This is a genomic window from Caldimonas sp. (genome assembly GCF_046291045.1).
Lineage (GTDB): Bacteria > Pseudomonadota > Gammaproteobacteria > Burkholderiales > Burkholderiaceae_C > Caldimonas.
In genome coordinates this window covers 1-24261 of sequence record NZ_JBKBSL010000040.1, presented here as the reverse complement: position 1 = coordinate 24261, position 24261 = coordinate 1, and the positions used below count along the sequence as shown (strand labels likewise).

Annotated in this window: 24 protein-coding genes; 6 read left to right on the top strand and 18 right to left on the bottom strand. The window is 70.0% G+C overall.

Annotated elements, in window-relative coordinates:
* Window positions 1-13: 13 nt before the first annotated feature.
* The 3 genes from ACK4ZD_RS13110 to ACK4ZD_RS13100 are packed head-to-tail and all read right to left on the bottom strand — an operon-like array spanning window position 14 to window position 2509.
* Window positions 14-1414, bottom strand: coding sequence for an ammonium transporter (locus ACK4ZD_RS13110; protein ID WP_409662860.1), 1401 nt, complete (start codon window positions 1412-1414; stop codon window positions 14-16).
* A gap of 25 nt (window positions 1415-1439) precedes the next feature.
* Window positions 1440-1778, bottom strand: a complete 339-nt coding sequence (locus tag ACK4ZD_RS13105; RefSeq protein WP_019561840.1) for a P-II family nitrogen regulator — start codon at window positions 1776-1778, stop codon at window positions 1440-1442.
* Window positions 1779-1837: 59 nt separating this feature from the next.
* Complete coding sequence (locus ACK4ZD_RS13100) at window positions 1838-2509, bottom strand: TorF family putative porin (protein WP_409662856.1); 672 nt, start codon at window positions 2507-2509, stop codon at window positions 1838-1840.
* Window positions 2510-2793: 284 nt separating this feature from the next.
* On the opposite strand from ACK4ZD_RS13100, the gene ACK4ZD_RS13095 reads away from it, so the two are divergent.
* Window positions 2794-4320 carry a YifB family Mg chelatase-like AAA ATPase gene (locus ACK4ZD_RS13095; protein ID WP_409662854.1) on the top strand — a complete coding sequence of 509 codons (1527 nt, stop codon included), beginning with the start codon at window positions 2794-2796 and terminating at the stop codon, window positions 4318-4320.
* Window positions 4321-4347: 27 nt separating this feature from the next.
* On the opposite strand, the gene ACK4ZD_RS13090 is transcribed toward ACK4ZD_RS13095, so the two are convergent.
* The 5 genes from ACK4ZD_RS13090 to ACK4ZD_RS13070 form a co-directional block, all read right to left on the bottom strand.
* Entirely contained in the window at window positions 4348-4728 is a 381-nt protein-coding gene (locus ACK4ZD_RS13090; protein WP_409662851.1) for a hypothetical protein, read from the bottom strand.
* 133 nt (window positions 4729-4861) lie between these two features.
* Window positions 4862-6082, bottom strand: a complete 1221-nt coding sequence (locus ACK4ZD_RS13085) for a multifunctional CCA addition/repair protein (protein WP_409662848.1) — start codon at window positions 6080-6082, stop codon at window positions 4862-4864.
* 25 nt (window positions 6083-6107) lie between these two features.
* Window positions 6108-6797 (bottom strand): glutathione S-transferase family protein, encoded by a 690-nt coding sequence (locus ACK4ZD_RS13080; RefSeq protein ID WP_409662845.1) that lies wholly within the window; start codon window positions 6795-6797, stop codon window positions 6108-6110.
* A gap of 95 nt (window positions 6798-6892) precedes the next feature.
* Window positions 6893-7852, bottom strand: coding sequence for a complex I NDUFA9 subunit family protein (locus ACK4ZD_RS13075; protein ID WP_409662866.1), 960 nt, complete (start codon window positions 7850-7852; stop codon window positions 6893-6895).
* Between the two features lie 23 nt (window positions 7853-7875).
* A complete protein-coding gene (locus tag ACK4ZD_RS13070) occupies window positions 7876-9900 on the bottom strand; it encodes a transglycosylase SLT domain-containing protein (RefSeq protein WP_409662843.1) in 2025 nt (674 codons plus the stop codon).
* 7 nt (window positions 9901-9907) lie between these two features.
* Here ACK4ZD_RS13070 and ACK4ZD_RS13065 point away from each other — a divergent pair, with 7 nt between their 5' ends.
* A complete protein-coding gene (locus tag ACK4ZD_RS13065; protein WP_409662840.1) occupies window positions 9908-10486 on the top strand; it encodes a 5-formyltetrahydrofolate cyclo-ligase in 579 nt (192 codons plus the stop codon).
* A 20-nt stretch (window positions 10487-10506) separates the two neighbouring features.
* Here ACK4ZD_RS13065 and ACK4ZD_RS13060 read toward each other — a convergent pair whose 3' ends face one another.
* Complete coding sequence (locus tag ACK4ZD_RS13060; protein WP_409662837.1) at window positions 10507-11499, bottom strand: LysR family transcriptional regulator; 993 nt, start codon at window positions 11497-11499, stop codon at window positions 10507-10509.
* A 97-nt stretch (window positions 11500-11596) separates the two neighbouring features.
* Between ACK4ZD_RS13060 and ACK4ZD_RS13055 the strand changes: the two genes are divergently transcribed.
* Window positions 11597-12043 carry a DUF2917 domain-containing protein gene (locus tag ACK4ZD_RS13055; protein WP_409662835.1) on the top strand — a complete coding sequence of 149 codons (447 nt, stop codon included), beginning with the start codon at window positions 11597-11599 and terminating at the stop codon, window positions 12041-12043.
* Here the strand turns inward: ACK4ZD_RS13055 and ACK4ZD_RS13050 are convergent, their stop codons facing one another.
* The 4 genes from ACK4ZD_RS13050 to def all read right to left on the bottom strand — a co-directional run bounded on the left by ACK4ZD_RS13050 (window position 12044) and on the right by def (window position 14870).
* Window positions 12044-12373, bottom strand: coding sequence for a hypothetical protein (locus tag ACK4ZD_RS13050; RefSeq protein WP_409662833.1), 330 nt, complete (start codon window positions 12371-12373; stop codon window positions 12044-12046).
* A gap of 95 nt (window positions 12374-12468) precedes the next feature.
* Window positions 12469-13314 (bottom strand): zinc metalloprotease HtpX, encoded by an 846-nt coding sequence (gene htpX / locus ACK4ZD_RS13045; protein WP_409662830.1) that lies wholly within the window; start codon window positions 13312-13314, stop codon window positions 12469-12471.
* A gap of 77 nt (window positions 13315-13391) precedes the next feature.
* A complete protein-coding gene (gene fmt / locus ACK4ZD_RS13040; RefSeq protein WP_409662827.1) occupies window positions 13392-14351 on the bottom strand; it encodes a methionyl-tRNA formyltransferase in 960 nt (319 codons plus the stop codon).
* Between the two features lie 9 nt (window positions 14352-14360).
* Window positions 14361-14870: a peptide deformylase gene (gene def / locus ACK4ZD_RS13035; RefSeq protein WP_409662824.1), complete on the bottom strand. Its 510-nt coding sequence runs from the start codon at window positions 14868-14870 to the stop codon at window positions 14361-14363.
* Between the two features lie 251 nt (window positions 14871-15121).
* On the opposite strand from def, the gene ACK4ZD_RS13030 reads away from it, so the two are divergent.
* From ACK4ZD_RS13030 to ACK4ZD_RS13020, 3 genes are all read left to right on the top strand, one after another.
* Window positions 15122-16294 carry a LysM peptidoglycan-binding domain-containing protein gene (locus ACK4ZD_RS13030; RefSeq protein ID WP_409662821.1) on the top strand — a complete coding sequence of 391 codons (1173 nt, stop codon included), beginning with the start codon at window positions 15122-15124 and terminating at the stop codon, window positions 16292-16294.
* Window positions 16295-16383: 89 nt separating this feature from the next.
* Entirely contained in the window at window positions 16384-17502 is a 1119-nt protein-coding gene (gene dprA / locus ACK4ZD_RS13025) for a DNA-processing protein DprA (protein WP_409662818.1), read from the top strand.
* Window positions 17503-17629: 127 nt separating this feature from the next.
* Complete coding sequence (locus tag ACK4ZD_RS13020; protein WP_409662815.1) at window positions 17630-18082, top strand: DUF494 family protein; 453 nt, start codon at window positions 17630-17632, stop codon at window positions 18080-18082.
* A 138-nt stretch (window positions 18083-18220) separates the two neighbouring features.
* Here ACK4ZD_RS13020 and ACK4ZD_RS13015 read toward each other — a convergent pair whose 3' ends face one another.
* From ACK4ZD_RS13015 to ACK4ZD_RS12995, 5 genes are all read right to left on the bottom strand, one after another.
* Entirely contained in the window at window positions 18221-20524 is a 2304-nt protein-coding gene (locus ACK4ZD_RS13015) for a DUF1631 family protein (RefSeq protein ID WP_409662812.1), read from the bottom strand.
* 45 nt (window positions 20525-20569) lie between these two features.
* A complete protein-coding gene (gene secF / locus ACK4ZD_RS13010; RefSeq protein ID WP_409662809.1) occupies window positions 20570-21601 on the bottom strand; it encodes a protein translocase subunit SecF in 1032 nt (343 codons plus the stop codon).
* Window positions 21602-21629: 28 nt separating this feature from the next.
* Window positions 21630-23504: a protein translocase subunit SecD gene (gene secD, locus ACK4ZD_RS13005; protein ID WP_409662806.1), complete on the bottom strand. Its 1875-nt coding sequence runs from the start codon at window positions 23502-23504 to the stop codon at window positions 21630-21632.
* A gap of 138 nt (window positions 23505-23642) precedes the next feature.
* The gene (gene yajC / locus ACK4ZD_RS13000) at window positions 23643-23969 is read right to left on the bottom strand and encodes a preprotein translocase subunit YajC (RefSeq protein WP_409662804.1); all 327 of its coding nucleotides are present in this window, start codon (window positions 23967-23969) and stop codon (window positions 23643-23645) included.
* Window positions 23879-24241, bottom strand: coding sequence for a VOC family protein (locus ACK4ZD_RS12995; RefSeq protein WP_409662863.1), 363 nt, complete (start codon window positions 24239-24241; stop codon window positions 23879-23881). Before ACK4ZD_RS12995 ends, yajC begins: the two co-directional genes overlap by 91 nt.
* Between the last annotated feature and the right edge of the window lie 20 nt (window positions 24242-24261).

Below are 24261 nucleotides of genomic sequence, written 5' to 3'. Positions count from 1 at the left end.
CGCGAGCAGTCGCTTACTTGCTGTAGGCCGTCTCGCCATGCGAGGCGATGTCCAGGCCCTCACGCTCGTCCTCTTCGGGCACGCGCAGGCCGATGACGAGGTCGACGATTTTGTAGGCGATGATCGAGACCACCCCCGACCAGACGATGGTCAGCAGCACGCCTTTGGCCTGGATCCAGACCTGCGAGGCGATCGAGAAGTCTTCGGCGCCGGTCCCCCCCAGGCCGGGCGCGGTGAACACGCCAGTCAGCAAGGCGCCCACGATGCCGCCCACGCCATGCACGCCGAACACGTCCAGCGCGTCATCGGCGCCGAGCATGCGCTTCAGGCCATTGACGCCCCACAGGCAGACGAAGCCCGCCAGCAGGCCGATGACGATGGCGCCCATCGGGCCCACCAGGCCGGCGGCCGGGGTGATGGCCACCAAGCCCGACACCGCGCCCGAGGCGGCGCCCAGCATCGAGGCCTTGCCCTTGGCCAGGCCTTCGCCGATGCACCAGGCCAGGGTGGCCGCGCCGGTGGCGACGATGGTGTTGATGAAGGCCAGCGAGGCGTTGGCGTTGGCTTCCAGCGCAGAGCCGGCGTTGAAGCCGAACCAGCCCACCCACAGCAGCGAGGCACCCACCATGGTCAGCGTGAGCGAGTGCGGGGGCATGGCCTCCTTGCCGAAACCGATGCGCTTGCCCACCATGTAGGCGCCCACCAGCGCGGCCACGCCGGCGTTGATGTGCACCACGGTGCCACCGGCGAAGTCCAGCGCGCCGTCCTTGAACAGCAGGCCTTCCGAGTACCACACCATGTGAGCGATGGGCAGGTAGCTGAAGGTGAACCACAGCACCGTGAACAGCAGCACCGCCGAGAACTTGATGCGTTCGGCAAAGGCCCCGACGATCAGCGCACAGGTGATGGCCGCGAATGTCGACTGGAAGGCGATGAACACGTACTCGGGCAGTTTGGCATCCGCAGAGAAGGTGTCGGCCAGGGACTCCTGCGTCACCCCCATCAGGAAGACCTTGTCCAGCGTGCCGATGAAGGCGCCGCCACCGCCGAAGGCCAGGCTGTAGCCGTAAAGAGCCCATAGCACGGTGACGAGCGAGAAGATCACGAAGACCTGCATCAGCACCGACAGCATGTTCTTGGCGCGCACCAGACCGCCGTAGAACAGCGCCAGGCCGGGGATGGTCATCAGGATGACCAGCATGGTGGCCGTCAGCATCCAAGCCACGTCGCCCTTGTTCACGGTGGGCGTCGGGGCCGCTTCGGCGGGGGTCGGCGCCGGTGCGCCGGGGGCTGCAGCCGGTGCGGCCGCTTCGGTGACCGCAGGCGCCGAGGCGGCGGCGTCCTGCGCGAGGGCGACGTCCACGACCCCGAGGGCCGACAGACCGAACGCCAAGATGGCAAGCAGTTTCTTCATGGGTTGTCTCTCTGGGTCGGAAGGGTCACAGGGCGTCCTTGCCCGTCTCGCCGGTGCGGATGCGCACCACCTGCTCGAGGGCCGACACGAAGATCTTCCCGTCGCCGATCTTGCCGGTGCGGGCCGAGCCTTCGATGGCCTCGATGACGCGATCGACGATGGCGTCGTCCACCGCCGCCTCGATCTTCACCTTGGGCAGAAAGTCGACGACATACTCCGCCCCCCGGTACAGCTCGGTGTGGCCCTTCTGACGGCCGAAGCCCTTGACTTCAGTCACCGTGATGCCCTGCACCCCGATGGCGCTGAGGGCTTCACGCACTTCGTCCAGCTTGAAGGGCTTGACGATGGCAGTCACCATCTTCATGGCTTGCTCCTTGTGAAAGTGGAATGGGAGGTGCCCGCTCCCAGCCGGGCACCTGCGGTTTACATGGCCTTGGTCAGCGTGACGATGAAACGGGCCTTGTTGATGTCGCCATAGAAGTTCTTTTTGTTGGCGCCCACCACGTGGCCGCCCAGCGAGAAGCCTGAGCCCAGGTCGTAGGTGGCCCCCAGCTTGTAGTCGTAGTAGTCGGGCGGCGTGGCATCGCTGGCCCACAGTGTGTAGCCCAGCGCGGCATTGAGCGTGAGCTTGTCCATCACAGGCACATTGGCCGACAGCGCGAGGTAGCCGGTGTTGCGGCTGTCGGGCACGGCGAAGTACTCGTCGGACACGGTGTGCGAGTACTTGAACGCGAACGCGCCGTAGCTCAGGCCGCCGTAGATCTCGGTGGTGTTGGCATCGGACAGGCCGGGGTAGATGTATTGCAGCACGCCCACGTCATAGCCCAGGCCGGCCACCTCCCCCTTGTAGCCGCCGTAGACATCCATCTCGATGCCGTTGGCGAAGCTGATGCTGGAGTTCCAGTTGCCGACGTAGAAGCCACCCAGGCTGTAGTCGAAGCCGCCTTGCAGGGCTGGCTTGTTGTCGGTCTGGTCCTGGCCGCGGAACTTGTAGTTGGTGGTCAGGCTAAAGTTGGTGGCCACACCTTCGGCCATCGCCGGGCCGGCGAGCACGGAGGCGGCGAGCGCGAGAGCGAGCGGGGTCTTGCGGGACATGGACGACACTCCTGGAGGGATGAGGAACGGGTTGCATCCGTCGATCTGCAGGAAGCGTGCCACCGTGAGGCCGAGAGAATCGCCCCATGACGGCGCATCGCGCCCCCGCATCGCCCGAGCGACGCACACCCTCGGTGCAACTCGGCTCGATGCACCAGGCCTGTGCACCCCCGCGCCCATGGGGGCCGCCACCGGGGGATGCCGCAGGCGCGAACCGCCACAATGCGGGTCCGGGCACCCCCAGTGCCCCTCAGAAAGAAGGATGCTCAGGAGGACCCCCGTCCATGTCGCTGGCCGTGATCCACAGCCGGGCGCTGGCTGCCTTGCAGGCCCCGCCCGTCACCGTCGAGGTGCACCTGGCCAACGGCCTGCCCAGCTTCACGCTGGTGGGCCTGGCCGACACCGAAGTCAAGGAAGCCCGTGAGCGCGTGCGCGCCGCGCTGATCAACAGCGGGCTGGATTTCCCCCACAACAAGCGCATCACCGTCAACCTGGCGCCGGCCGACCTGCCCAAGGAATCCGGTCGCTTCGATTTGCCCATCGCGCTGGGCATCCTGGCCGCGCAGGGCCAGATCTCCGCTGCGGCGCTGGACGGCTATGAATTCGCTGGCGAGTTGAGCCTGGCCGGCGACCTGCGGGCCGTGCGCGGCGCACTGGCGATGAGCCTGGCACTGCGCCGCCAAGGGCCCGCACGCGCGATGGTGCTGCCGCTGGACAGCGCCCGCGAAGCCTCGTTGGTCGAGGGGACCACCGTCTACGGTGCACGGCACTTGCTCGAGGTGGTGCAGTCGCTGCTCCCGCCCACCGCGGGCGAATCGGCCCCACCCGGCTGGGTGCGGGTGTGCGAGCGGCCCCAGGCCGAGGCCGCCGCCGGCCCCGACCTGCGCGAGGTCAAGGGCCAGGCCGGTCCGAAACGGGCGCTGGAGATCGCCGCAGCCGGCGGGCACAGCGTGCTGATGGTGGGTCCGCCGGGCACCGGCAAGTCCATGCTCGCCCAGCGCTTGCCCGGCCTGCTGCCGCCGTTGGACACCGAGGCCGCGCTGGAATCGGCCGCGGTGCTCAGCCTGGTGGGCGCCTTCGATCCCTCGCGCTGGCGCCAGCGCGTGCTGCGCGCGCCCCATCACAGCGCCTCGCCGGTGGCCCTGGCCGGCGGCGGCTCGCCGCCGCGGCCGGGCGAAATCTCGCTGGCCCACCAGGGCGTGCTGTTCCTGGACGAGTTGCCCGAGTTCCCGCGCGCGGCCCTGGAGATCCTGCGCGAACCGCTGGAGACCGGCCAGATCACGATCTCGCGCGCAGCCCGGCAGGCCGAGTTCCCGGCGCGCTTCCAGCTGGTCGCCGCGATGAACCCCTGCCCTTGCGGCTACCTGGGCTCGCGCGTGCGCACCTGCCGCTGCAGCCCCGAGGCGGTGGCCCGTTACCAGGGCCGGCTCAGCGGGCCGCTGCTGGATCGCATCGACATCCAGGTGGAAGTGGCCAGCGTGCCGCACGAGGAGCTGCTGCGCTTGCCCGAGGGTGAACCCAGCGCCGCGGTGGCCGAGCGCGTGGCCCGGGCCCGGCAGCGGCAGATGACCCGCCAGGGGTGCACGAACGCGCAGCTCCAGGGTGCACAGATCGACGCCCACTGCCGGCTGGACGACGGTGCCGCCCGCTTCCTGCAGGCCGCGGCCGCCCGGCTGGGCTGGTCGGCCCGTGGCCTGCACCGGGTGCTCAAGCTCGCCCGCAGCATCGCCGACCTGGCCGGGGCCGACACCCTGGCCGTGGCCCACCTGGCCGAGGCGATCCAGCTTCGGCGCGTGCTGGCGGCCTCGTGAGCGGGGCCCGCCCCACCCGGGGCTCGCTCAACAGTCGATGTGCCAGCGGTGCTTGCACTGGCGGCATTGCACCTGCAGGCGCTGGCGGCCCTCGTCCTCGTCGATCAAGGTCCAGCGGGCATAGGTCTGGCAGGCCGGGCACTGGGCCTGATGGGCCACCTGCTCGGCATGCATCAGCAGATAGAGGTAGCGCCTCAGGGCCCACAGCCCGATCACGGCACTGGCGGCGGCACACAGCCCGATCCACACCTGCTCGAGCGGGGAGGCGCCACGCTCGTAGGCCTCGGCGCTGCCCAGCAGGCCCAGCGTGGCCAGCAGCAGCAACACGAGGTGGAGGTGGCTCTGGATGAGCTCGCGCTCGTACCACTTGCGAAAGCCGTGCCGCCGGATCACCTGCGTCATCCTCATCGCACACCCCCTGCATCCGGCCGGCCCCACGGCCAAAAAGGGCATGATCCCACCGCGGCGCCGGCCCCGGCGGCGAGTCGGGTATAGCGTCCCTGCCGCCAAGCCTGCGGCCCCGGCCGGCCAAGCGGTGGGTTCACAGAGCCTGGGCCACCGCGCGCACCCGGGCCTCGTGGACGAGCCCGGCGATGCGAGGCCCCGGCAGGCCGCGGGCCTGGGCCTCGCGGGCGATCTCGCCGGCGTCCACCTGCCGGGCAGCGCGCAGCGCATGACGCAGCAACTCGCCCTGAGGATAGTCCTGTTCACCCAGACCGAGCCGCCCTCGGGCATCGCATTCGCACGCCAGCACGATGGCGTCGAACCGCTCGGGCTTGCGGAAGGCATCGCAGCGCTCGAGCAGGCGCACCAGGGCGGCCGCGCCGAGTTCTCCGCTGCGGTGGATGTGGCCGTGCTCGCGTGCCACGACTTCGGCCATCTCCCGGCATTCGGTGGGTACGCGCAGGCGCTGGCAGACCTCGCGCAGCAGGCCCACGCTGCGCTGTTCGTGGCCGATGTGGCGCGGCAGCAGCTGCGGCGGCGTCGTGCCCTTGCCCAGGTCGTGCATCAGGCAGGCGAAGCGCACCGGCAGGGAGGCCTTCAGGCGGGCGGCCATGTCCAGCACCAGCATCAGGTGCATGCCGGTGTCCACCTCGGGGTGGTACTCGGCGCGCTGGGGCACGCCCCACAGCCGATCCACCTCGGGCAGGATGCGCGAAAGCGCCCCGCACTGGCGCAGCACCTCGAACATGCGCGAGGGCTTCTTCTCCATCAGCCCGCGCGACAGCTCCTGCCACACGCGCTCGGGCACCAGGTGGTCGGCCTCGCCGTGCTCGACCATCCGACGCATCAGCACCAGGGTTTCGGCGGCCACGCTGAACTCGGTGAAGCGAGCCGCAAAACGCGCCACGCGCAGGATGCGCACCGGATCCTCGGCGAAGGCAGGCGAGACATGCCGCAGCACCTGGTCTTGCAGGTCGCGCACGCCGCCGAAGGGGTCGATCAGGCGGCCGTCCTCGTCCTCGGCAATGGCATTGATCGTCAGGTCGCGGCGCTGCAGATCCTGCTCCAGCGTGACATCCGGGGCGGTGTGGAACGAAAAGCCGTGGTAGCCGCGACCCGTCTTGCGCTCGGTGCGCGCCAGCGCATATTCCTCATGGGTTTGAGGATGCAGGAAGACCGGGAAATCGCGCCCCACGGGCGTGAAGCCCGCGGCGATCATGGCCTCGGGAGTGGCGCCCACCACCACCCAGTCGCGGTCGCTGACCGGCAGGCCGAGCAGCCGGTCCCGCACGGCGCCTCCGACCATGTAGACCTTCATGGCCGGCAAGTGTAGCGGGCCGGATTCAGCCGGCGCGGCTCTTGCGGTACGGCTCGTCGAAGTCGAGGAAATCGTGCTCGGCCAGGGCCTCGGCCACCCAGGCCTGCAGGGCCGGCAGGGCATAGATGCGCTCGATGTAGGCTTGCGCCGCCGGCGGCACGGGCAGGCCGTAGGTGCGGATGCGGGTGCACACCGGGGCGTAGTAGAGATCGGGAATCGTCACCTCGGCCCCAAAGAGGTACGGGCCGCCGTGGGTCTCGATCTGGTCGGTCCACATCTGTACGATGCGCTGCAGGTCGCGCACGACCTCGGGGCGGGTGCGCATCAGCTCAGCGCCCACGGCCGACAACTCGGCCTCGAGGTTCATCGGGCAGTGGCTGCGCAGGGCCGAAAACCCGGCGTGCATTTCGGCACACAGGCTGCGCGCCCGAGCCCGCTGGCGGCGGTCGGCAGGCCACATGCGCTTGTCGGGATGGGCCTCGGCCAGGGTTTCGGCGATGGCCAGGGTGTCCCAGATGGCCAGGTCGCCATCGACCAGCACCGGCACCTGCCCGGTGGGCGTGAGCGCGGCCAGGCGGCGCTTGAACTCGGAGCCTTCGGTGAAGCTCAGGCGCAGCTTGACCTCCTCGAAGGGGATGCCGAAGTGCGCGAGCATCAGCCAGCCGCGCAGGGACCACGACGAGTAGTTCTTGTTGCCGATGACGAGTTGCAGCATGAAGGTCTCCACGATGAGACCTCCATGCTAGGGCCGTGCGGCCCCGCCCGCCAATGCGAAGCCTGCATCGGATTGATGATGCCGCACGCGCCTTGTCAGCCGCGGCGGGCGAAGGCACGGAACTGCAGGTAGCGGCTGCGCGGCTCGCGCCCGCCCAGGTAGCCGGCCGCCACCGAGGGCAGGTCCACCGGGGTGATGTCCAGGGCCTGCAGGCCCGGCAGGCGGCCGCTGGCCACGTTGGGCACGCGCATCGAAGCGATGTTGTCGCGGCTCATCAGGGGCTCGCCCGGCAGGCACTCCAGCGCCAGCGCCTGCAGCCGGCCCAGGGTCTCGGGCAGGGGCACGATGGGCCGGGGATGGCCCGACAGCTCGCCGGCCAGGCGCACCAGCTCGGCCAGGGTGTAGACGTGCGGCCCGGCGCATTCGTAGGTCTGGCCGATCGAGTCGGGGCGGTCGAGGGCGTTGACCAGGGCCTGGGCCACATCGCCCACCCACACCGGCTGGAAGCGGGCCTGCGCGCCGGCCAGCGGCAGGACGGGGAAGAGGCGCTGCAGTGCGGCAAAGAGGTTGAGAAAGCGGTCTTCGGCCCCGAAGATCACCGAAGGCCGCAGCACCGTGAGTTCGAGCCCGGGCTGCGCGCGCAGCACCGCCTCGCCCTCGGCCTTGGTGCGCAGGTAGTGCGAGGGCGCCCCCTCGCCCACCCCCAGGGCGCTGACATGCAGCAGCCTGCGCACGCCCTGCTCGGCGCACACCTGAGCCAGTTGGCGCGGCAGCGCCACGTGCACCTTGTCGAAGTCGGCCGGGCGGCCGTGCAGGATGGCCACGAGGTTGATGACCGCATCGCAACCGGCCACCAGGCGTCGCAGTTGAACGGGGTCGTGCACATCGGCCTGGACCAGCTCCACGGTGGGCAGCATCTGGATGTGCTTGGCACGTGCCGGGCGACGGCTGGGCACGCGGATGAGCCCGCTGCCGCCGCCGTTGCGGTCGACCAGGCGTTCGCACAGGTGGCGGCCGACGAAGCCGGTGCCGCCGAGGACGAGGATCTTGTTCATGGTGCGTCGAACCCACATGGCAGTCAGGGCAGATCGGCCCGGGCGGCCGGCGCGTCGGAGGCCCGTGGCCCGATGCTGCGCTCCAGGCGGTCGCGCAGCCGGGGCGCTCGCCCGTGCAACAGCGCGTCATAGTAGGTGGCATTGGACAACACCTTCTTGACGTAGTCCCGGGTTTCGTTGAAAGGAATGTTCTCGATCCAGACCGCGGCCTCGAGCACCGGCCCCTCGCGCCAGCGCCGCGGGCGACCCGGTCCGGCGTTGTAGGCCGCCGCCCCCAGCGCCAGCGAGCCCTGGTCCTCGATCACGAGCTTGAGGTAGCTCATCCCGAGCCGGAGGTTGATGTCGCGATCGTTGAGCATCGAGGGCTGGTAGTTCAGGCCGATCTGGCGCGCCGTCCAGCGTGCGGTGGCCGGCATGAGCTGCATCAGCCCCGACGCACCGACGTGCGAACGTGCATCCAAGATGAAGCGCGACTCCTGGCGGATCAGCCCGTAGACGACGGCTGGGTCGACCCCCACCTCGCGCGCCTTGAGCACCACCTCCCGGCGAAAGGGCATGGGGAAGCGCTGCTCGAAGCTGACCTCGGCCTGGGTGCGCTCGCTGGTGTTGATGCAGCGATCCCAGACCTCACGGTCACAGGCCAGCTGGGCGGCCGCCAGCAGGTCGCGATCGCCCATGCGCCCAGGGCCGCCGAAGCTCAGGGTCCAGTTCCATTCGCGCACGCCCTCGCTGCGCAGGCCCAGCTCGATGAGCCGCAGCGCACGCTGCAGCCCGGGGTTGGCCTGCGCCCGTGCGCGTTCCTCGGCCGTCAACGGGGCCGGCGGGGGCGGCAGGGAATGCGGCCGGTCCAGGTCCTCGGCGGCCAGTTGGCCGTAGAAGTGGTACTGGCCGGCCAGCGTCTCCAGCAGCGCGTGGGCCTGGGCGCGCAGGGTCTCGGCCTGGGCCGATTCGCGGGCCACCTCACGCAAGGCGCGCGCCTTCCAGTACATCCAGGCCGGGTCGCGCTGCTCGGCGCCCGACAGGGCCTCGATGGCCTGCAGCACCTGCGGCCAGCGGCCGGCGCGCAGCGCGGCGCGGGCCTTCCATACCAGCATGTCGTCCGACCAGGAGCGCTCGTCGGCCTTGCGCGCCGCGCGTTGGTAGTGGTCGGCTGCGTCAGGCCGCAGGCGGATGGCAGCCTGGCGGCCGATGCTGGCCCACACCCAGGACGCCAGATCGTCGGGCAGCCAGGCCGCCCAGCGGTCGCGCATCTGGGTGACGGCCAGGTCCGGGTCGTTGGCCCCCAGGCGGATCAGCGCCAGCGCGGTCAGCTCGGCCGCCTCGCGCCGGTCGGTGCGGCCGGCGCGCACCACGTAGCGGGCCGGGTTCTCGTGGAGCTCGTTGAAGTTGATGACGGCCGACGCACCGATCAGCTCCAGGGCCTGGCGTGCGGCCCGCGGGCGGTTCTGGTCGGCGGCCAGGCGGGCCTTGCGCCAGACATCGTCGGCCGTGAGCACGCCGCCCGCGTAGAGCTGCGAGGCCATCGCCGCGCAGCCCACGTCGGCATCGCGCTGGGCATACCACGCCGCCCGTGCCGCTTCGCGCACCGCCTCGCGCGGATGGCCGTCGCGGTGGTGCAGGATCTGTTCGTAGCAATGGAGCTCGCGGTCGTCGCGCATGCGCAAACGCGGCAACTCGGCAGCCATCTGCGCCCAGTCGCCGCGGCGGCCGAGCTCGAGCAGCCAATCGTTGCGCAGCCGGTCCTCGACGTAGGTGCCGGGCCAGCGGGCATAGAACTCGGCCAGCTCGCCGGCGCTGGCCTCGCCCAGACGCAAGTTGAGCGCCCAGTAGTCGATCCAGGGGGTGAGGGGGTGGTCTTGTGCGCGGGCCGAGCGCAGCAGGCCCTGCAGACGGGCGAAGTCCCTGCGTGCGTGGGCCTCGCGCGCCTGCACCGCCAGGTCGGCCGCCCCCTGCGCGGGCGAGGACGTCCAAGCGCAGCCCGTCAGCACGGCGGCGGCGAGCACGCACAGGGCGCGCCGATAATCGAAGTCCTTTGGAAGAAATCTCATCAAGCAGATGCCTTGGATCACGGAGTCGGGGTCCCTCGACCGGGCCACGTTGCGCCAGCAACTGCTCGAAGCGCGCGAGCGCTTCGTGGCCTCCCCTGCAGGTCCGGCGGCCCATCAGGCCCTGGGATGGCGCCTGCGCGAGCTGCTCGCCGCGCTGGAGCCGCAGGTGCTGGGGCTGTATTGGCCGGTACGGTCCGAATTTAACGCACCGGCCGCATGGGGCGACGACATGCCCGCGCTCGCACCGGGGCTGGCCCTGCCCTTCGCGCGCCGCAGCCCTCCCACCATGGTCTACCGCCGCTGGGACGGACGCAGCCCGCCTGCGCTCGCCGACGACTGCGGCATTCCCAGCACTGCGGGAGCCGAGGTCGTGCCCGACGTGGTGCTGGTGCCCTGTGTGGGCTACAGCCGCGAGGGCTACCGGCTGGGCTATGGCGGCGGCTACTTCGACCGCTGGCTGGCCGCGCACCCGGGCGTGACCGCCGTGGGCGTGACCTTTGCCGGCAGCGAAATCGCCCTGGCGCCTCAGGCCCATGACCACCCGCTGACGATCGTGGTCACCGAGAACGAGGTGCTCGCCCCGTAGCGTGGGGGGGACGGGGTCGGTCAGTCGGCCTCGCCCAGCCCGTCCTCACCGCCAGGGTCCTCGCCGACCGCCTGGCGGGTGCGGGCGGCCTCGGCCTCGATCCAGCGGCAAAACTGCGCCACCTCGGGACGCTGCCGGGCCGAAGCCGGCGCGATGAGCCAGTAGGCATGGGCACTGTCGAGCCGTTCGGCGCAGTCGGCAAAAGGCTCGACCAGCTCGCCCGTGCGCAGCGCCTCGGCCACCAGCGGCAGCCGCGCCAGCGCCACCCCCTGGCCCGTGAGCGCCGCCTGCACCTGCTGGAAGGTGTAATTGAAATAGAGCCAGCGCTTGGGCTCCAGTTCGCCCAGGCCATGGCGGGCGAGCCAATGCCGCCAGCTCATGTGCTCGACGTTGAGGCGGTTGTCGAACTCCTCCAGCAGCGTGTGCCGGGCCAGGTCGGTCGGCCGCTCCAGGCCCGGCCCCTGTCCGCTGCGAGCCCGTTCGAGCAGCCAGGGGCTGACCACCGGGGTCATTACCTCGCCGAACAGCCGCACCCAACCCTCGGTGCCACGCTGTGGTGGGCAGTAGCGCAGAGCCACGTCGATCTCGTCGCCGTCGGGCTCGACCATGCTGTCGCTGGCGCTGACCCGGATATCGATGTCCGGGTGCTCGCGTTGGAAGGCCTCCAGCCGGGGGATCAGCCACAACGAGGCGAAGGAAGCGAAGGTGGTCACCCCCACGACCCGCCGACCCCGCGACTGGCGGATCTGGCGCACCGTCGCATCCAGCCGGTCCAGCAGCGGCACGACCGAGCGCAGCAAGGCCGCGCCCGCGCTGGTCAGCTCGACATGGCGGGTGCCACGCACGAACAGCGGCGCCCCGATCTCGTCCTCCAGGCCCTGGATCTGCCGGCTGATGGCCGGCTGGGTGAGGAACAGCTCTTCGGCCGCGGCGCGGAAGTTGAGATGGCGGGCAACCGCCTCGAAGGCCCGCAAGGCCCCCACGGCGAGCGGCCGGTGGCGCAGCTTATTCATGATGATTCTGCATCAATCTGCGATCTGCTTCTCATTGGACCGGCGGCACCGATCCTCCTAATCTTGCAGCACAGACACGTCACAGCCGGAGTTCATCATGGTTCACGCACTCATGCAAGCCACGCACCAATCAACGCCCCTGGGCCACACCGGTGTGGCCGCTGGCCAGGCCGTGCGCTGGCGTGCCCCGGGCGCCGGGCACTTGCAGGTGCAAGGCGCCACGGTGTGGATCACCCGCACCGGAGGCGGGCCCGACTGGGTGCTCTGCCCGGGCGAGCGGCTGTGGCTGGAGGCCGGGCAGGAACTCGTCGTCGAGACTTGGCACCCCCAGGGGCGCGCCGAGTTGCACTGGCTGCCGCTGGCTCAGCCGCGGCAGGCACGCAACGTTTGGGTGGGCCTGGCCGGTGGCGCCGACGCGGCAGCCCGCGCCCTGATGCGCTTGGCCGCCTGGGCCCGCGAGCACAGCGCCGCCTCCAGCGCCCGCCGCGCCCAGGGCGCCATCTGCGCCGGGCCGTCCGTGGCCTCGAGCGAGGCGCTCCAGTAGTCACCGTTCGGTCGTCTCGGCTGGGGCCGGATTCAACAGCTTGGCATGACGCGGGTTGACCACCTGCGGCGGCACCTCGGTGAGCTTGTTCTCGGCCATGTAGTCGTTCATCTCGCGCCAGCCGGCGAAGATGGCCGCCTTGTCGGCCTTGGGGTTCAGGGTGTAGCAGTCCTCGATGGCCCGCCCGGCATGGCGGCAGGCCCCGCCCAGAGCGCGCCCCTCGGCCTCACGGCGCTCGGCCACGGCCTGCGCCGACTCGATGCCCAGCTGGTCGCAGCCGCTCAGGGCGGCGGAGGTCAGCAAGGCGAGGATGAGGGGAAAAGCACGCATGGCGAGATCTTCGGCCATTCGGGCGGGAAGTTGAGCCCCGGGTCGCAGCGACGGCCAGTGCCCCCCCCGACAGCCCCCCGCCTCATGAGCGCACCTTACCGGCGCGCCATCTCGAGCAGGCGGGCGACCCGCTCCTCGGTGGACGGGTGCGTGGAGAACAAGCCACGCAGGCCGCCGCCCGACAACGGGTTCATGATCATCATCTGCGCCGTCTCGGGGTGGCGCTCGGCCGCCTCCAGCGGGATGCCCTGGGCGTAGCGCTGGATCTTCTGCAACGCGCTGGCCAGAGCCTGCGGGTCGCCGCAGATCTCGGCCCCGCCACGGTCGGCCTCGAACTCGCGCGCTCGGCTGATGGCCATCTGGATCAGGCTGGCCGCCAGCGGCGCCAGGATCATCACGAGGAGGCCCACGACGGGATTGGCCGGCCGGCCCTCGCTGTCGCGCCCGCCGAAAAACATGGCGAAGTTGGCCAGCATCGAGATCGCGCCGGCCATCGTCGCGCTGATCGTGGAGATCAGGATGTCGCGGTGCTTCACGTGGGCCAGTTCGTGGGCCATCACGCCGCGCAGCTCGCGCCCATTGAGAATGCGCATGAGGCCGGTGGTGGCCGCCACCGCCGCGTGGTGCGGGTTGCGGCCGGTGGCAAAGGCATTGGGGGCGTCTTCGTGGATCAGGTAGACCCGGGGCATGGGCAGCCCGGCCTTGCCGGCCAGCTCGCGCACCATGCCGTAGAACTGCGGCGCCGTCGTCTCGTCGACCTCCTGGGCGTTGTACATCTTCAGCACCAGCTTGTCGGAAAACCAGTAGCTGAAGAAATTCATGCCCAGCGCCACGATGAGCGCCAGCACCATGCCCTGCTGGCCGCCCAGCAGGGAGCCAATGGCCATGAACAGCCCGGTGATGGCCGCCATCAGGATGGCGGTCTTCATCATGTTGAACATGGGTTGCGTTCCTTTCTTCGCCGTCGAAACCCAGTCCCTCAACTGGGGTCGGCGCGTTTGTATCTCAAGCCCGTCGTTCAGGCGGCCGGTGTGCCAAAAACCATGCCCGGCACCACCGTATGGCCGGCCAGGAATTCCCGGGCGGCCAGGCGGCGTCCGCCGGGTTTTTGCAGCTCGGTCAGGCACAGCGCGCCCTCGCCGCAAGCCACGACGGGGCCGCAGGCATCGATGCGCAGCACCTCGCCGGGCCGCCCCTGACCGGCCGCTGGCCGGGCCGCCCAGACTTTCAAGAGGGTGTCACCCAGCCGGGCGGCGCCGCCGGGAAACGGGTCGAAGGCCCGCAGCCGGCGCTCGATCACCGCGGCCGGCAGCGTCCAGTCGATCGCCGCTTCGGCCTTGTCGATCTTGTGGGCATAGGTCACGCCAGCCTCGGGCTGCTTCATCGGGTGCAGGCCACCGCAAGCCGCCAGCTCCAGGGCCTCGACGATCAGACGGGCGCCCAGCGCGGCCAGCCGATCGTGCAGCGTCGCGGTGGTGTCGTCGGGGCGGATCGGCACCCGCTCGGCCAGCAGCATGTCGCCGGTGTCGAGCCCCTCGTCCATCTGCATGATCGTGACGCCCGTCTCGGCATCGCCGGCCTCGATGGCCCGGTGGATCGGGGCGGCCCCCCGCCAGCGCGGCAGCAGCGAGGCATGGATGTTCAGGCAGCCCAGGCGGGGCGACTCCAGCACCCAGCGCGGCAGGATCAGCCCGTAGGCCGCCACCACCATCGCATCGGGCCGCAGGGCCTGCAGGCGCTCTTGCACGGCCCGGGCATCCTCCGGGTGGCGGCCGTCCAGGCGCAGGCTGCGCGGCTGGGCCACGTCCAGGCCCCGGGCCTGGGCCCATTGCTTGACCGGGCTAGGCGCCAGCCGCATCCCCCGGCCGGCGGGCCGGTCGGGCTGGGTCAGCACCAGCGGGATCTCGAAGCCGGCTGCGTGCAGCGCGGCCAGCGCCGTCTGAGCAAACTCGGGGGTGCCGGCGAAAACGAGCCTCATGTCGCCGCCTCAGCGCGCCGCTTCTTTGGCACGCTTCTGGAGCTTGGCCTTGATGCGGTTGCGCTTGAGCGGCGAGAGGTACTCGACGAAGACCTTGCCCATCAGGTGGTCCATCTCGTGTTGCACGCACACGGCCAGCAGGCCCTCGGCGTCGAACTCGTAGGGCTGGCCGTTGCGGTCGAGCGCGCGCACGCGCACGCGGGCGTGGCGGTCGACCTTGTCGTAGATGGCCGGCACCGACAAGCAGCCCTCCTCCCAGACGATCATCTCCTCACTCTTGGCGACCAGCTCCGGATTGATCAGGACGCGCGGGTCGTCGCGTTCGTCGGAAACGTCGATCACGATCACGCGCTCGTGCACGTCCACCTGCGTGGCCGCCAGTCCGATGCCGTGGGCCTCGTACATGGTCTCGAGCATGTCGTCCACCAGGCGCCGGATGCGCTCGTCCACCTGGGCCACGGGCTGGGCCACCTTGTGCAAGCGGGGGTCGGGATAACGCAGGATGTTCAGCAGGGCCATGGGTGCCGGGCCGCCCTGTCAGGAGCGGCAGGTGTGGATGCCCCGCAACGCCGCTTTTCGTGAACCAGTGCCGACGCACCAGTAACGTCCAGCAAAATTCGTTGCGGCATCAAGGGTTTATGGGCAGAATCTGTGAAACTATGTGAGGATTTTCGCCGATCTGTCGTCCCCGGGCGGAACAACAACTCATTAACCATATGGCGTCATGGCCCCCAACACCAGGGGCCGTGCCGGTACGCGGAGACCCCTGCATGACTCGTAAGCTCACGCCGCAAGCCCGTCCGACGCAAGCTCCCGTGCGTGCACGCCGCGGGGTCCGCGCCCTGGCCGCCCTGGCCCTGGCCGCTGCTGGCGCCGCTGCCTGGGCGGTCAATTATCCGGTCACGCCGCAGCAGCGTGCCACCGCCCAGCAGGTCGCCCAGGCCGGCGTGCCGCTGTCCGAGCTGGCTCCCAACGCGCCCGACACCTACACCGTCAAGCGCGGCGACACGCTGTGGGACATCTCCAGCCTGTTCCTGCGCAGCCCCTGGCGCTGGCCCGAGCTGTGGGGCATGAACCTCGACCAGATCCGCAACCCGCATCTGATCTTCCCTGGCCAGATCCTCGTGCTGGAGAAGCTCGACGGACGCGCCCGCCTGCGCGTGGGCCAGGCGGTGGGCAACGGCACGGTGCGCCTGTCGCCGAAAGTGCGCAGCAGCGAGCTCATCGACGGCATCGCCTCGGTACCGCTGCACCTGATCGAACCCTTCCTCAACGAGGCCGTCATCTTCAACAGCGACGAACTTGAGGCCGCTCCGCGCGTGGTCGCTGCCCAGGAAGGCCGCGTGCTGATGTCCCGGGGTGACCGCGCCTACGTGCGCGGCGAGCTGGGCACCCAGCGCGACTGGCGCGTCTTCCGCAACGCCCGCCCGCTGGTCGATCCCGACACCCGGGAGGTGCTGGGTTACGAGGCGGCCTATGTGGGGGCGGCCACCTATGTGCGCCCGGGGCGCACCACCGCCCAGGGCGAGATCGTGCCGGCCACGGTGGAAGTGCAGTCGGTGCGCCTGGAGATGGGCGTGGGCGACCGCCTCGCGCCGCAGCCGCCGCGCGAGTTCATCAACTACGTGCCCCATGCGCCGCAACAGCCCATCGAGGGCCGCATCGTCTCGATCTATGGCGACGGCGCCACCGCCGGGCAGAACCAGGTCGTCGCGCTCAACAAGGGGGCGCGCGACGGCATGGAGCGCGGCCATGTGCTGGCCCTGTGGTCGGCCGGCCGCGTGGTCCAAGACACCACCTCGCCGGACAAGGCCACGCTGCGCCTGCCCGACGAGCGCCACGGCCTGCTTTTCGTCTTCCGCGTGTTCGACCGCATGTCCTACGCCCTGATCCTGAACGTCAAGGATCCGGTGGTCGTGGGCGACCGCTTCACCCAGCCCTGAGCCCCCGGCCCCGATCCGGCCGGGGTTCCTGTCGCTCGCGCGGCCGCCCGGGGCCGCCGCAGGTCAACGGCCGCGCCCCTGCGTCCCGGATGTCCGCTTTCGCCCTGCCCCCTGATGAACTGGCCGCCTGGCTGCGGCTGCTCGAAACCCCCGGCCTGGGCCGCCAGGCGGTGCGCCGCCTGCTGGCCGCCTTCGGGTCGCCCCAGGCGGCCTGCGCCGCACCGCCCGAGGCCCGGCGCCGCCTGCTGACGCCACAGGCCGCCCAGGCCCTGGAGCAACTCCCGCCGCAGCTGCCGGCCCTGGTGGAGCGCACCCTGGCCTGGCTGCGCGCCGATGCCCGCCACCATGTCGTGACCCTGGGCGACCCGGCCTATCCCCCGTGGCTGCTGGCCACGGCCGACCCGCCCGTGCTGCTCTATGCGATGGGCGACCCGGCCTGGCTGCAGGCGCCGGCGCTGGCCGTCGTGGGCACGCGCCACCCCAGCCGGCAGGGACAGGAGAACGCGCGGGCCTTCGCCAGCCATCTCAGCGAGGTGGGCCTGACGATCGTCTCCGGTCTGGCTCTGGGCATCGACGCCGCCGCCCACGAGGGCGGTCTGACCGGGCCGGGGCGCACCATCGCCGTGGTCGGGACCGGGCTGGACCAGGTCTACCCCCGCCGCCACCGCGCCCTGGCCGAGCGCATCGCCGCCGAGGGTCTGATCGTCAGTGAGTACCCGCTTGGCACCCCACCCCTGCCACCGAACTTCCCGCAACGCAACCGACTGATCGCCGGCTTGAGCCGCGGCACGCTGGTCGTAGAAGCGGCGGTGCAGTCCGGCTCGCTGATCACGGCGCGGCTGGCCGCCGAGCAAGGTCGCGAGGTGTTCGCGATCCCGGGATCCATCCACGCCCCGCAGTCGCGGGGCTGCCATGCCCTGATCAAGCAGGGGGCCAAGCTGGTGGAATCGGCCCAGGACATCCTGGAGGAGCTGCATTGGGCCGATGTTCGCCTGTCGCCCCAAGCGCCACCGGCCCCTTGCGGCCGCGGCGAGCCGGACGATCCCGTGTTGGACGCCCTGGGCCACGACCCGGTCTCGCTGGACGCGCTGCAGGCCCGCTGCGGCTGGCCGACCGACCGGCTCAGCGCTCGGCTGCTGGAGCTGGAGCTCGAAGGCCGCATCGAGCGCCTGCCCGGCGGCCTGTACCAGCGCTGCCACCGGGCTTGAGGTTCGGGCGCCCACCAGCCGCCCTGTCGGGGCCGACGCCGCACCCGCGGCCGGCGAGGCCATGTCGGGGGCCGGGGCAGCGGTATTCCGCCCTTGTCGGTCAGGTCGCCTCGGGTATAGTCGGATCATGTTCGACGTGCTCGTCTACCTCTACGAAAACTACTGGCGGCCCGACGCCTGTCCGGACCACGATCAGTTGACGCGCAAGCTCTCGGCCGTGGGGTTCGAGAATGAGGAAATCCAGGAAGCCCTGACCTGGCTGGACGGGCTGACCCTGTCGGCCCAGGCCCATGCGCACGCCCAGAGCGCCACCGGGGTGCGGGTGTACACGGCGGCCGAACACGAACATTTCGGCCCGGACTGCCTGGGCTTCATCAGCTTCCTGGAATCGGCCGGCGTCCTGCCCGCGCCGATGCGTGAAATGGTGATCGACCGTGCGATGGCCATCCCCGGCGGCCCCGTCTCGCTGGAGGATCTGAAGATCATCGTGCTGATGGTCTTCTGGAGCCTGGGCGAAGAGCCCGACGCACTGATCCTTGACGAGCTCTTCGTGGACGCCCAGGACCGGCTGATCCACTGAGCACCCCGGGGCCGGACGGTCCGCCTGCGCTTCGGGCAGCACGCGCTTTCACCCCTGGGGGGAGCGGAACCTGCCCCCACGTTCTTGGGGTCGGGAGCGGTGGCTTGCGGCCTCACGCGGCCAACGGCCGGCAATAGCTCAGTTCAGCAGGCGGCTGGGGTCGGCATCCAGCTTGGCCAGGGCATCGCGGGTGGCACGCACGGTGAGCGCCTCCTCCTCGGCCGGCACGAGCAGGCCGGCTTGCAGGAATGAGGCCAGGCGGTGCTGTTGGAACAGGACGCAGCGCCCCGACGGCGCGACGAACAGGCTGAGCTGCTTGCGCAAGCCCTGCCAGGCCAGTTGCACCGGTTCGTTGCGTCCTCGGTAGTCCAGCTTGAACCAGGCTCCGACCTGCAGACCACGCGCCCAGGCGACCATGGCCGGACTAGGCATCGAGCCGCCCTCGGCCACCACTTCCAGGCCCGCCGTCTCGTGGCCGGACAGGTCGAGCACCATCGACTCGTCGATCTCGACCTCGGCGTCGGGCAACATTTCCTCCAACGTCTCCAACCGCAGCATCAGCTCATCCAGGTGCTCGGCCGGGATGGCCGCCGTCTTGGCGGTGAAGGCCGCCGCCAGGGAGTTGTTGAGCGTTTGGATGTGTTCGTCCTGCTTGTCGGGGCTCACGCCGGCGCTGGCCATGCCATCGCGCAGGGTCTTGAGCAACGGGGGCAGGCGGCGGATCACCTCGGCACGCTCCTCGCGGGAGACCTTGGCGCTGGCCGACCAGATCAGGTCGGCGGCCGCCCGCTTCATCGCCTTGGTCTGCTCCCCCTGGGGACCATGCTTGACGGCGGTCATCGCCAGCACGTCGGCCCAGATCTGGAAAAGGAAGTCGCGCACCCCCTCCTGCACCGGCACCTCGTTGAGCATCTTGCGCAGCTCGATCGTGTACTGGATGGCCAGGATCTCGCGTTGCTCGACCTGCTGGGCCAGCGACACGCCCCGCCGCGAGGGCTCGTGCTCGTTGCGGAAATAGTGGTCGAGGAATTTCTCGAACTCCACGAGCACGGTCTGGAACACGCGCCGGCCGGTGTCCGGATAGGCTTCGACCACCTGGACCACCCGCTTGATCTCCTTCTCCAGCGCCTCGCTGGCACCGGCGGTGGCGTCGTCGAAGCCCATCACGCAAGCGCCCATGCGGTCGATGAGCTTGCGCGCCGGGTGGTCGATGGTGGCAAAGAAATCGGGTTCGCTGATGGCCACGCGCAGCACCGGCATCTGCAGTCGCGCAAACCACACGCGCACCGAGGCAGGCAGGCGCTCTTCCATCAGCAGGCTCTGGAACAGCAGGGCCACGATCTCGATGGTGGCCCGCTCGATGGGCGACTCGGCCGCTTGCTTGAGCACCTGCTTGCGCTCTTGCAGGCCCTGCACCAGCGCCGCGGGCTGCACCTCCTGACCGGCTTGGGCGCTGACCTGGAACTGCCGCGCCAGCTCGCGCTCGGCGTGGACCATGGCCTCGGACAGCCGAGGCGATGCCGGATGCACCTGGGCCGTGGCCTCGAATTCGGGCACCTGCCGGCCCACCAGCCGGTTCAGCCGCCCCAGCACCGCCTGGGCCTGCTCGGACGCCCGCAGCAGGTTGGCCGCGCGCGTCATCAGCCGAGTCTCGTCACTCACACCGTGCAGGCTCCCGGCGCCCGACCCGCTGGAGGCCGCACCGCCGGCCAGGGCCGTGGCGGCGCGCCCCGGGCCGCCCGCCTCGGCCGGGCGCCCCGTGGAGGCGGCCACGCCTGTGTCCCGCGCACGCCGGATCAGCGGACGCAGGTCGATCTCGGGCAGCACCCCGTGGGCGATCAGCCACTTGTTGGTCTCGTGGTAGGCCAGCACGAGCAAATGGCCCAACTCCTCGTGCAACACCGGCTGCAGGCAACGCCAGGCTTCCAACCCCAGCCCGGCGCCGCGCCAGGTGCGCAAGATGAGCGCCGCGATCGCCTGGGGGCGCAGCAGGTCGGACGGGGGCAGCTCGTCCCGGCGCTCCAGCGCCAGGATGCGCGAGCGCAGGTCGGTGAACTCCGAGCTGGCTTGGTCCATCGCCGCAAGCGCCAGCCGCGAACTCAGGATCTCGTGCTCGATGGTGGCATCGTCGACCAGCGAGAGCTCGGCCCCGCGCGACAGGCTCGCCATCACCGTGGGACTGGCCCCGGTGGACGACAGGGTTCCCTGCCAGGACTGGATCTGCTCGGCGAGCTGCTGATGCCAAGCCTCGCGCAGGCGCTGCAGGTCGGCCCAGGCCTCACGGCGGCGCAGCAGCAGCTCCGGCGGGGCCGGCTGGGAGGCCAGCTGCTTGGCCCCCTCCTCCACCGCGACCATCGCGTTGGAGGCGCCATAGAGCACCACGTTCAGGAAGGTCCTGCGGGCCTGGGCAGCGAGCGCCTTGGGGTCGGCAGGGAAGGTCATGGTCAGGGGACAGGGCCTGCGTTCGCGACGTGGTTTCGTCGAACTCTACACCACGGCACCCGCGTTCGGATCGTCCGGATCGGTCTCCTTGCGGGTGGGCGAGATCAGGTCTTCACGCTTGACCCCCAGCCACATCGCGGTGGCTGCGGCGACGAACACCGAGGAGTAGATGCCAAAGCAGATGCCGATCGTCAACGCCAGGGCGAAGTAGTGCAACGTGGGGCCGCCGAAGATCAGCATCGACAGCACCATGATCTGCGTGGAGCCGTGGGTGATGACGGTACGGCTCATGGTGCGCGTGATCGCGTTGTCCATGATCTGCGCCGTCGTCATCTTGCGGTACTTGCGGAAGGACTCGCGGATGCGGTCGAAGATCACCACCGACTCGTTGACCGAATAGCCCAGCACGGCCAGCACCGCCGCGAGCACCGACAGCGAGAACTCCCACTGGAAGAAAGCGAAGAAGCCCAGGATGATGATCACGTCGTGCAGGTTGGCGACGATGGCAGCCACCGAGAACTTCCACTCGAACCGCAGAGCCAGGTAGATCATGATGCCGGCGATCGTCATCGCCAGCGCGATGGCTCCGTCGCGGGCCAGTTCGGCGCCCACCTGCGGGCCGACGAACTCGCTGCGCTGCAGCCGCAGCGGCTCGCTCCCCCCGGCCTCGCAGACCTGGCGGCTGACCGATTCGCCCTTGTCGGTGACTTCCTGGCGCTGCGCCAGGCGGCCGTCCTCGGCACTGCACAACGCCTCCATCACCCGGGAGACCACCTCCGACTGCGGCACGTCGCCACGCAGCGGCACACGGATCAGCACGTCGCGCGAGGTGCCGAAGTTCTGCACCTGCACCTCGCCGAAGCCCAGCGATTCGATCTGGCTGCGCACCTTGCCCACGTCGGCCGCCTGGGCGTACTGCACCTCCAGGACCGTGCCGCCGGTGAACTCGATCGACAGGTGCAGCCCGCGGGTGACGAGGAAGAAGACGGCGGCGACGAACAGGGCCACCGAGATGGCGTTGAGCAGCAGCGCGTGCCGCATGAACGGGATGTCGCGCTTGATCCGGAAGAGTTCCATGTGCGTGCTTCCTGTGCGTTCGCAGCCTTCAGGCCTTGGGAGCGGTCTCGCCGCCGGGGATCCACACCTGGCCGATGGAGACGGACTTGAGCTTCTTGCGCCGCCCGTACCACAGGTTCACCAGGCCCCGCGAGAACAGCACGGCCGAGAACATCGATGTCAGGATGCCCAGGCAGTGCACCACGGCAAAGCCGCGCACCGGCCCCGAGCCGAAGGCGAGCAAGGCCACGCCGGCGATCAGCGTGGTGACATTGGAGTCGAGGATGGTGGCCCAGGCACGCTCATAGCCGGCGTGGATGGCCGCCTGCGGCGAGGCGCCGTTGCGCAGCTCCTCGCGCACACGCTCGTTGATGAGCACGTTGGCGTCGATCGCCATGCCCAGTGTCAGCGCGATCGCCGCAATGCCCGGCAGCGTCAGCGTGGCCTGCAGCATCGACAGCAGGGCAATGAGCAGCAGCAGGTTGACGGCCAGCGCCAGGCTCGAGAACACGCCAAAGAGCATGTAGTACACGACCATGAACACCATGATGGCCACGAAGCCCCAGACCACGCTGTTGAAGCCCTTGACGATGTTCTCGGCGCCCAGGGCCGGGCCGATGGTGCGCTCCTCGATGATCTCCATGGGCGCCGCCAGCGAACCGGCGCGCAGCAGCAGTGCCACGTCGTTGGCCTCCTGCGTGGTCATGCGCCCGGAGATCTGCACGCGCCCGCCGCCGATCTCGGTGCGGATGACCGGCGCAGTGACGACCTCGCCCTTGCCCTTCTCGAACAGCAAGATGGCCATGCGGCGGCCGACGTTCTCGCGCGTGACGTCACGAAAGATGCGCGCTCCCTTGGCATCGAGCGTGAGGTGCACCGCCGGCTGCTGCTGCTCGTCGAAGCCGGCCTGGGCGTCGATGAGGTTCTCGCCGGTGAGGATGACCTGACGCTTGACGATGAGGGGCGCACCGCCGCGTTCGACGTAGCGCTCGGTGCCGAAGGGCACCGGGCCGCTGCCGGCCAGGGCGGCCATGGCTTCGGCGCTGTCGTCGACCAGCCGCACCTCCAGTGTGGCGGTGCGGCCGATGATGTCCTTGGCACGCGCGGTGTCTTGCACGCCGGGCAGTTGCACCACCACCCGGTCCAGCCCCTGCTGCTGGATCACCGGCTCGCTCGTGCCCAGCTCGTTGACGCGGTTGTGCAGCGTCGTGATGTTCTGCTTGAGGGCCTGGTCCTGGATGCGACGCGCCGCCTCGGGCTTGAGCGTGCCGGTGAGTCGCAGCTCGGCCCCGTCGGCCGATTCCGTCCAGTCCATGTCGGCCAGTTGCTCGGCCAGCACCTGGCGGGCCTGCTGCAAGGTGGCGGCATCGCGGAAGCGCAGTTCGATCTGTTGGCCCTGCCGGTTGATGCCGGCGTGGCGGATGTTGCGGTCGCGCAGCAAGGTGCGGGCGTCGCCGGCATAGACCTCGGCGCGGCGCGTCAGCGCGGCTTCCATGTCCACCTGCATCAGGAAATGCACCCCGCCGCGCAGGTCCAGGCCGAGATACATCGGCAGGGCATGGATCGAGGTGAGCCATTGAGGCGAGCGCGACACCAGGTTCAACGCCACCACATAGGACCGATCGGTCGGGTCGGGATTGAGGGCGCGGTCGATCACGTCGCGCGCCCGGATCTGGGTGTCGGTGTCGGCGAAGCGGGCCCGCACCGAATGGCCGTCGAGCTGCACGAAGTCCGCCGGCACGCCCGCCTGGGCCAGCGCCTGGCGGACCCGTTCGGCCACGCCGTCGTCCACGCGCACCGTGGCCTTGCCGCTGGACACCTGCACCGCCGGCGCCTCGCCGAAGAAATTGGGCAGGGTGTAGATGAAGCCCACGATCACGGCGACCACGAGGATCGCGTACTTCCACAGGGGATAGCGGTTCATGACAGCTCTTTCATGCCCATGATGACGGCCCCGCCCCGGGGGCTTGATCGCGGGGACCGCAGCCCGGGCCTCACGGAACGAAGGGCGCCCCGTCGGCGCCCTTCCCGGTCCCGGCCCAAGCCGGGTCTGAGGCGGAAATTACTTGATCGTTCCCTTGGGCAGCACCTGCACCACGGCCGAGCGCTGGATCTGGATCTCCACGCCATTGGCCACCTCGACATGCAGGTAGGTGTCTCCGAGCTTGGCGATCTTCCCCAACAGCCCTCCGGCGGTGACCACCTCGTCCCCCTTGGCCAGGGCCTCGACCATGGCCTTGTGCTCCTTCTGGCGCTTCATCTGGGGGCGGATCATGATGAAGTAGAGCACCACGAACATCAGCACCAGCGGCAGCAGGCTGAGCAGGGTCGATTCGGTGCCGCCTTGCGCGGCGGGGGCCGCCTGGGCGAATGCGTCAGAGATGAACACGGGACGTCTCCGGGAAAGGTCGATACAAACGGTGGATTGTATGCCTGAGCGCCAGAAACTCCCGTGCTGCGGGATCGGGCAAGGCGGCCGGCCTCCTGAAGTCGGGCGCGATCGAGCTTGGTCATCCCGATGAGGGCCACGCTCATCCGCTCGGCAGCAGCACGGTCGGCCCCTTCGTCGATGGTCAGCACGAAGTCCGGCACGATCTGCCAGGACACGCCGAAGCGGTCCTTGACCCAGCCGCAGGGCTGGACCTCGCCGCCCGCGGACAAGGCTTCGTGCAGGCGGTCGA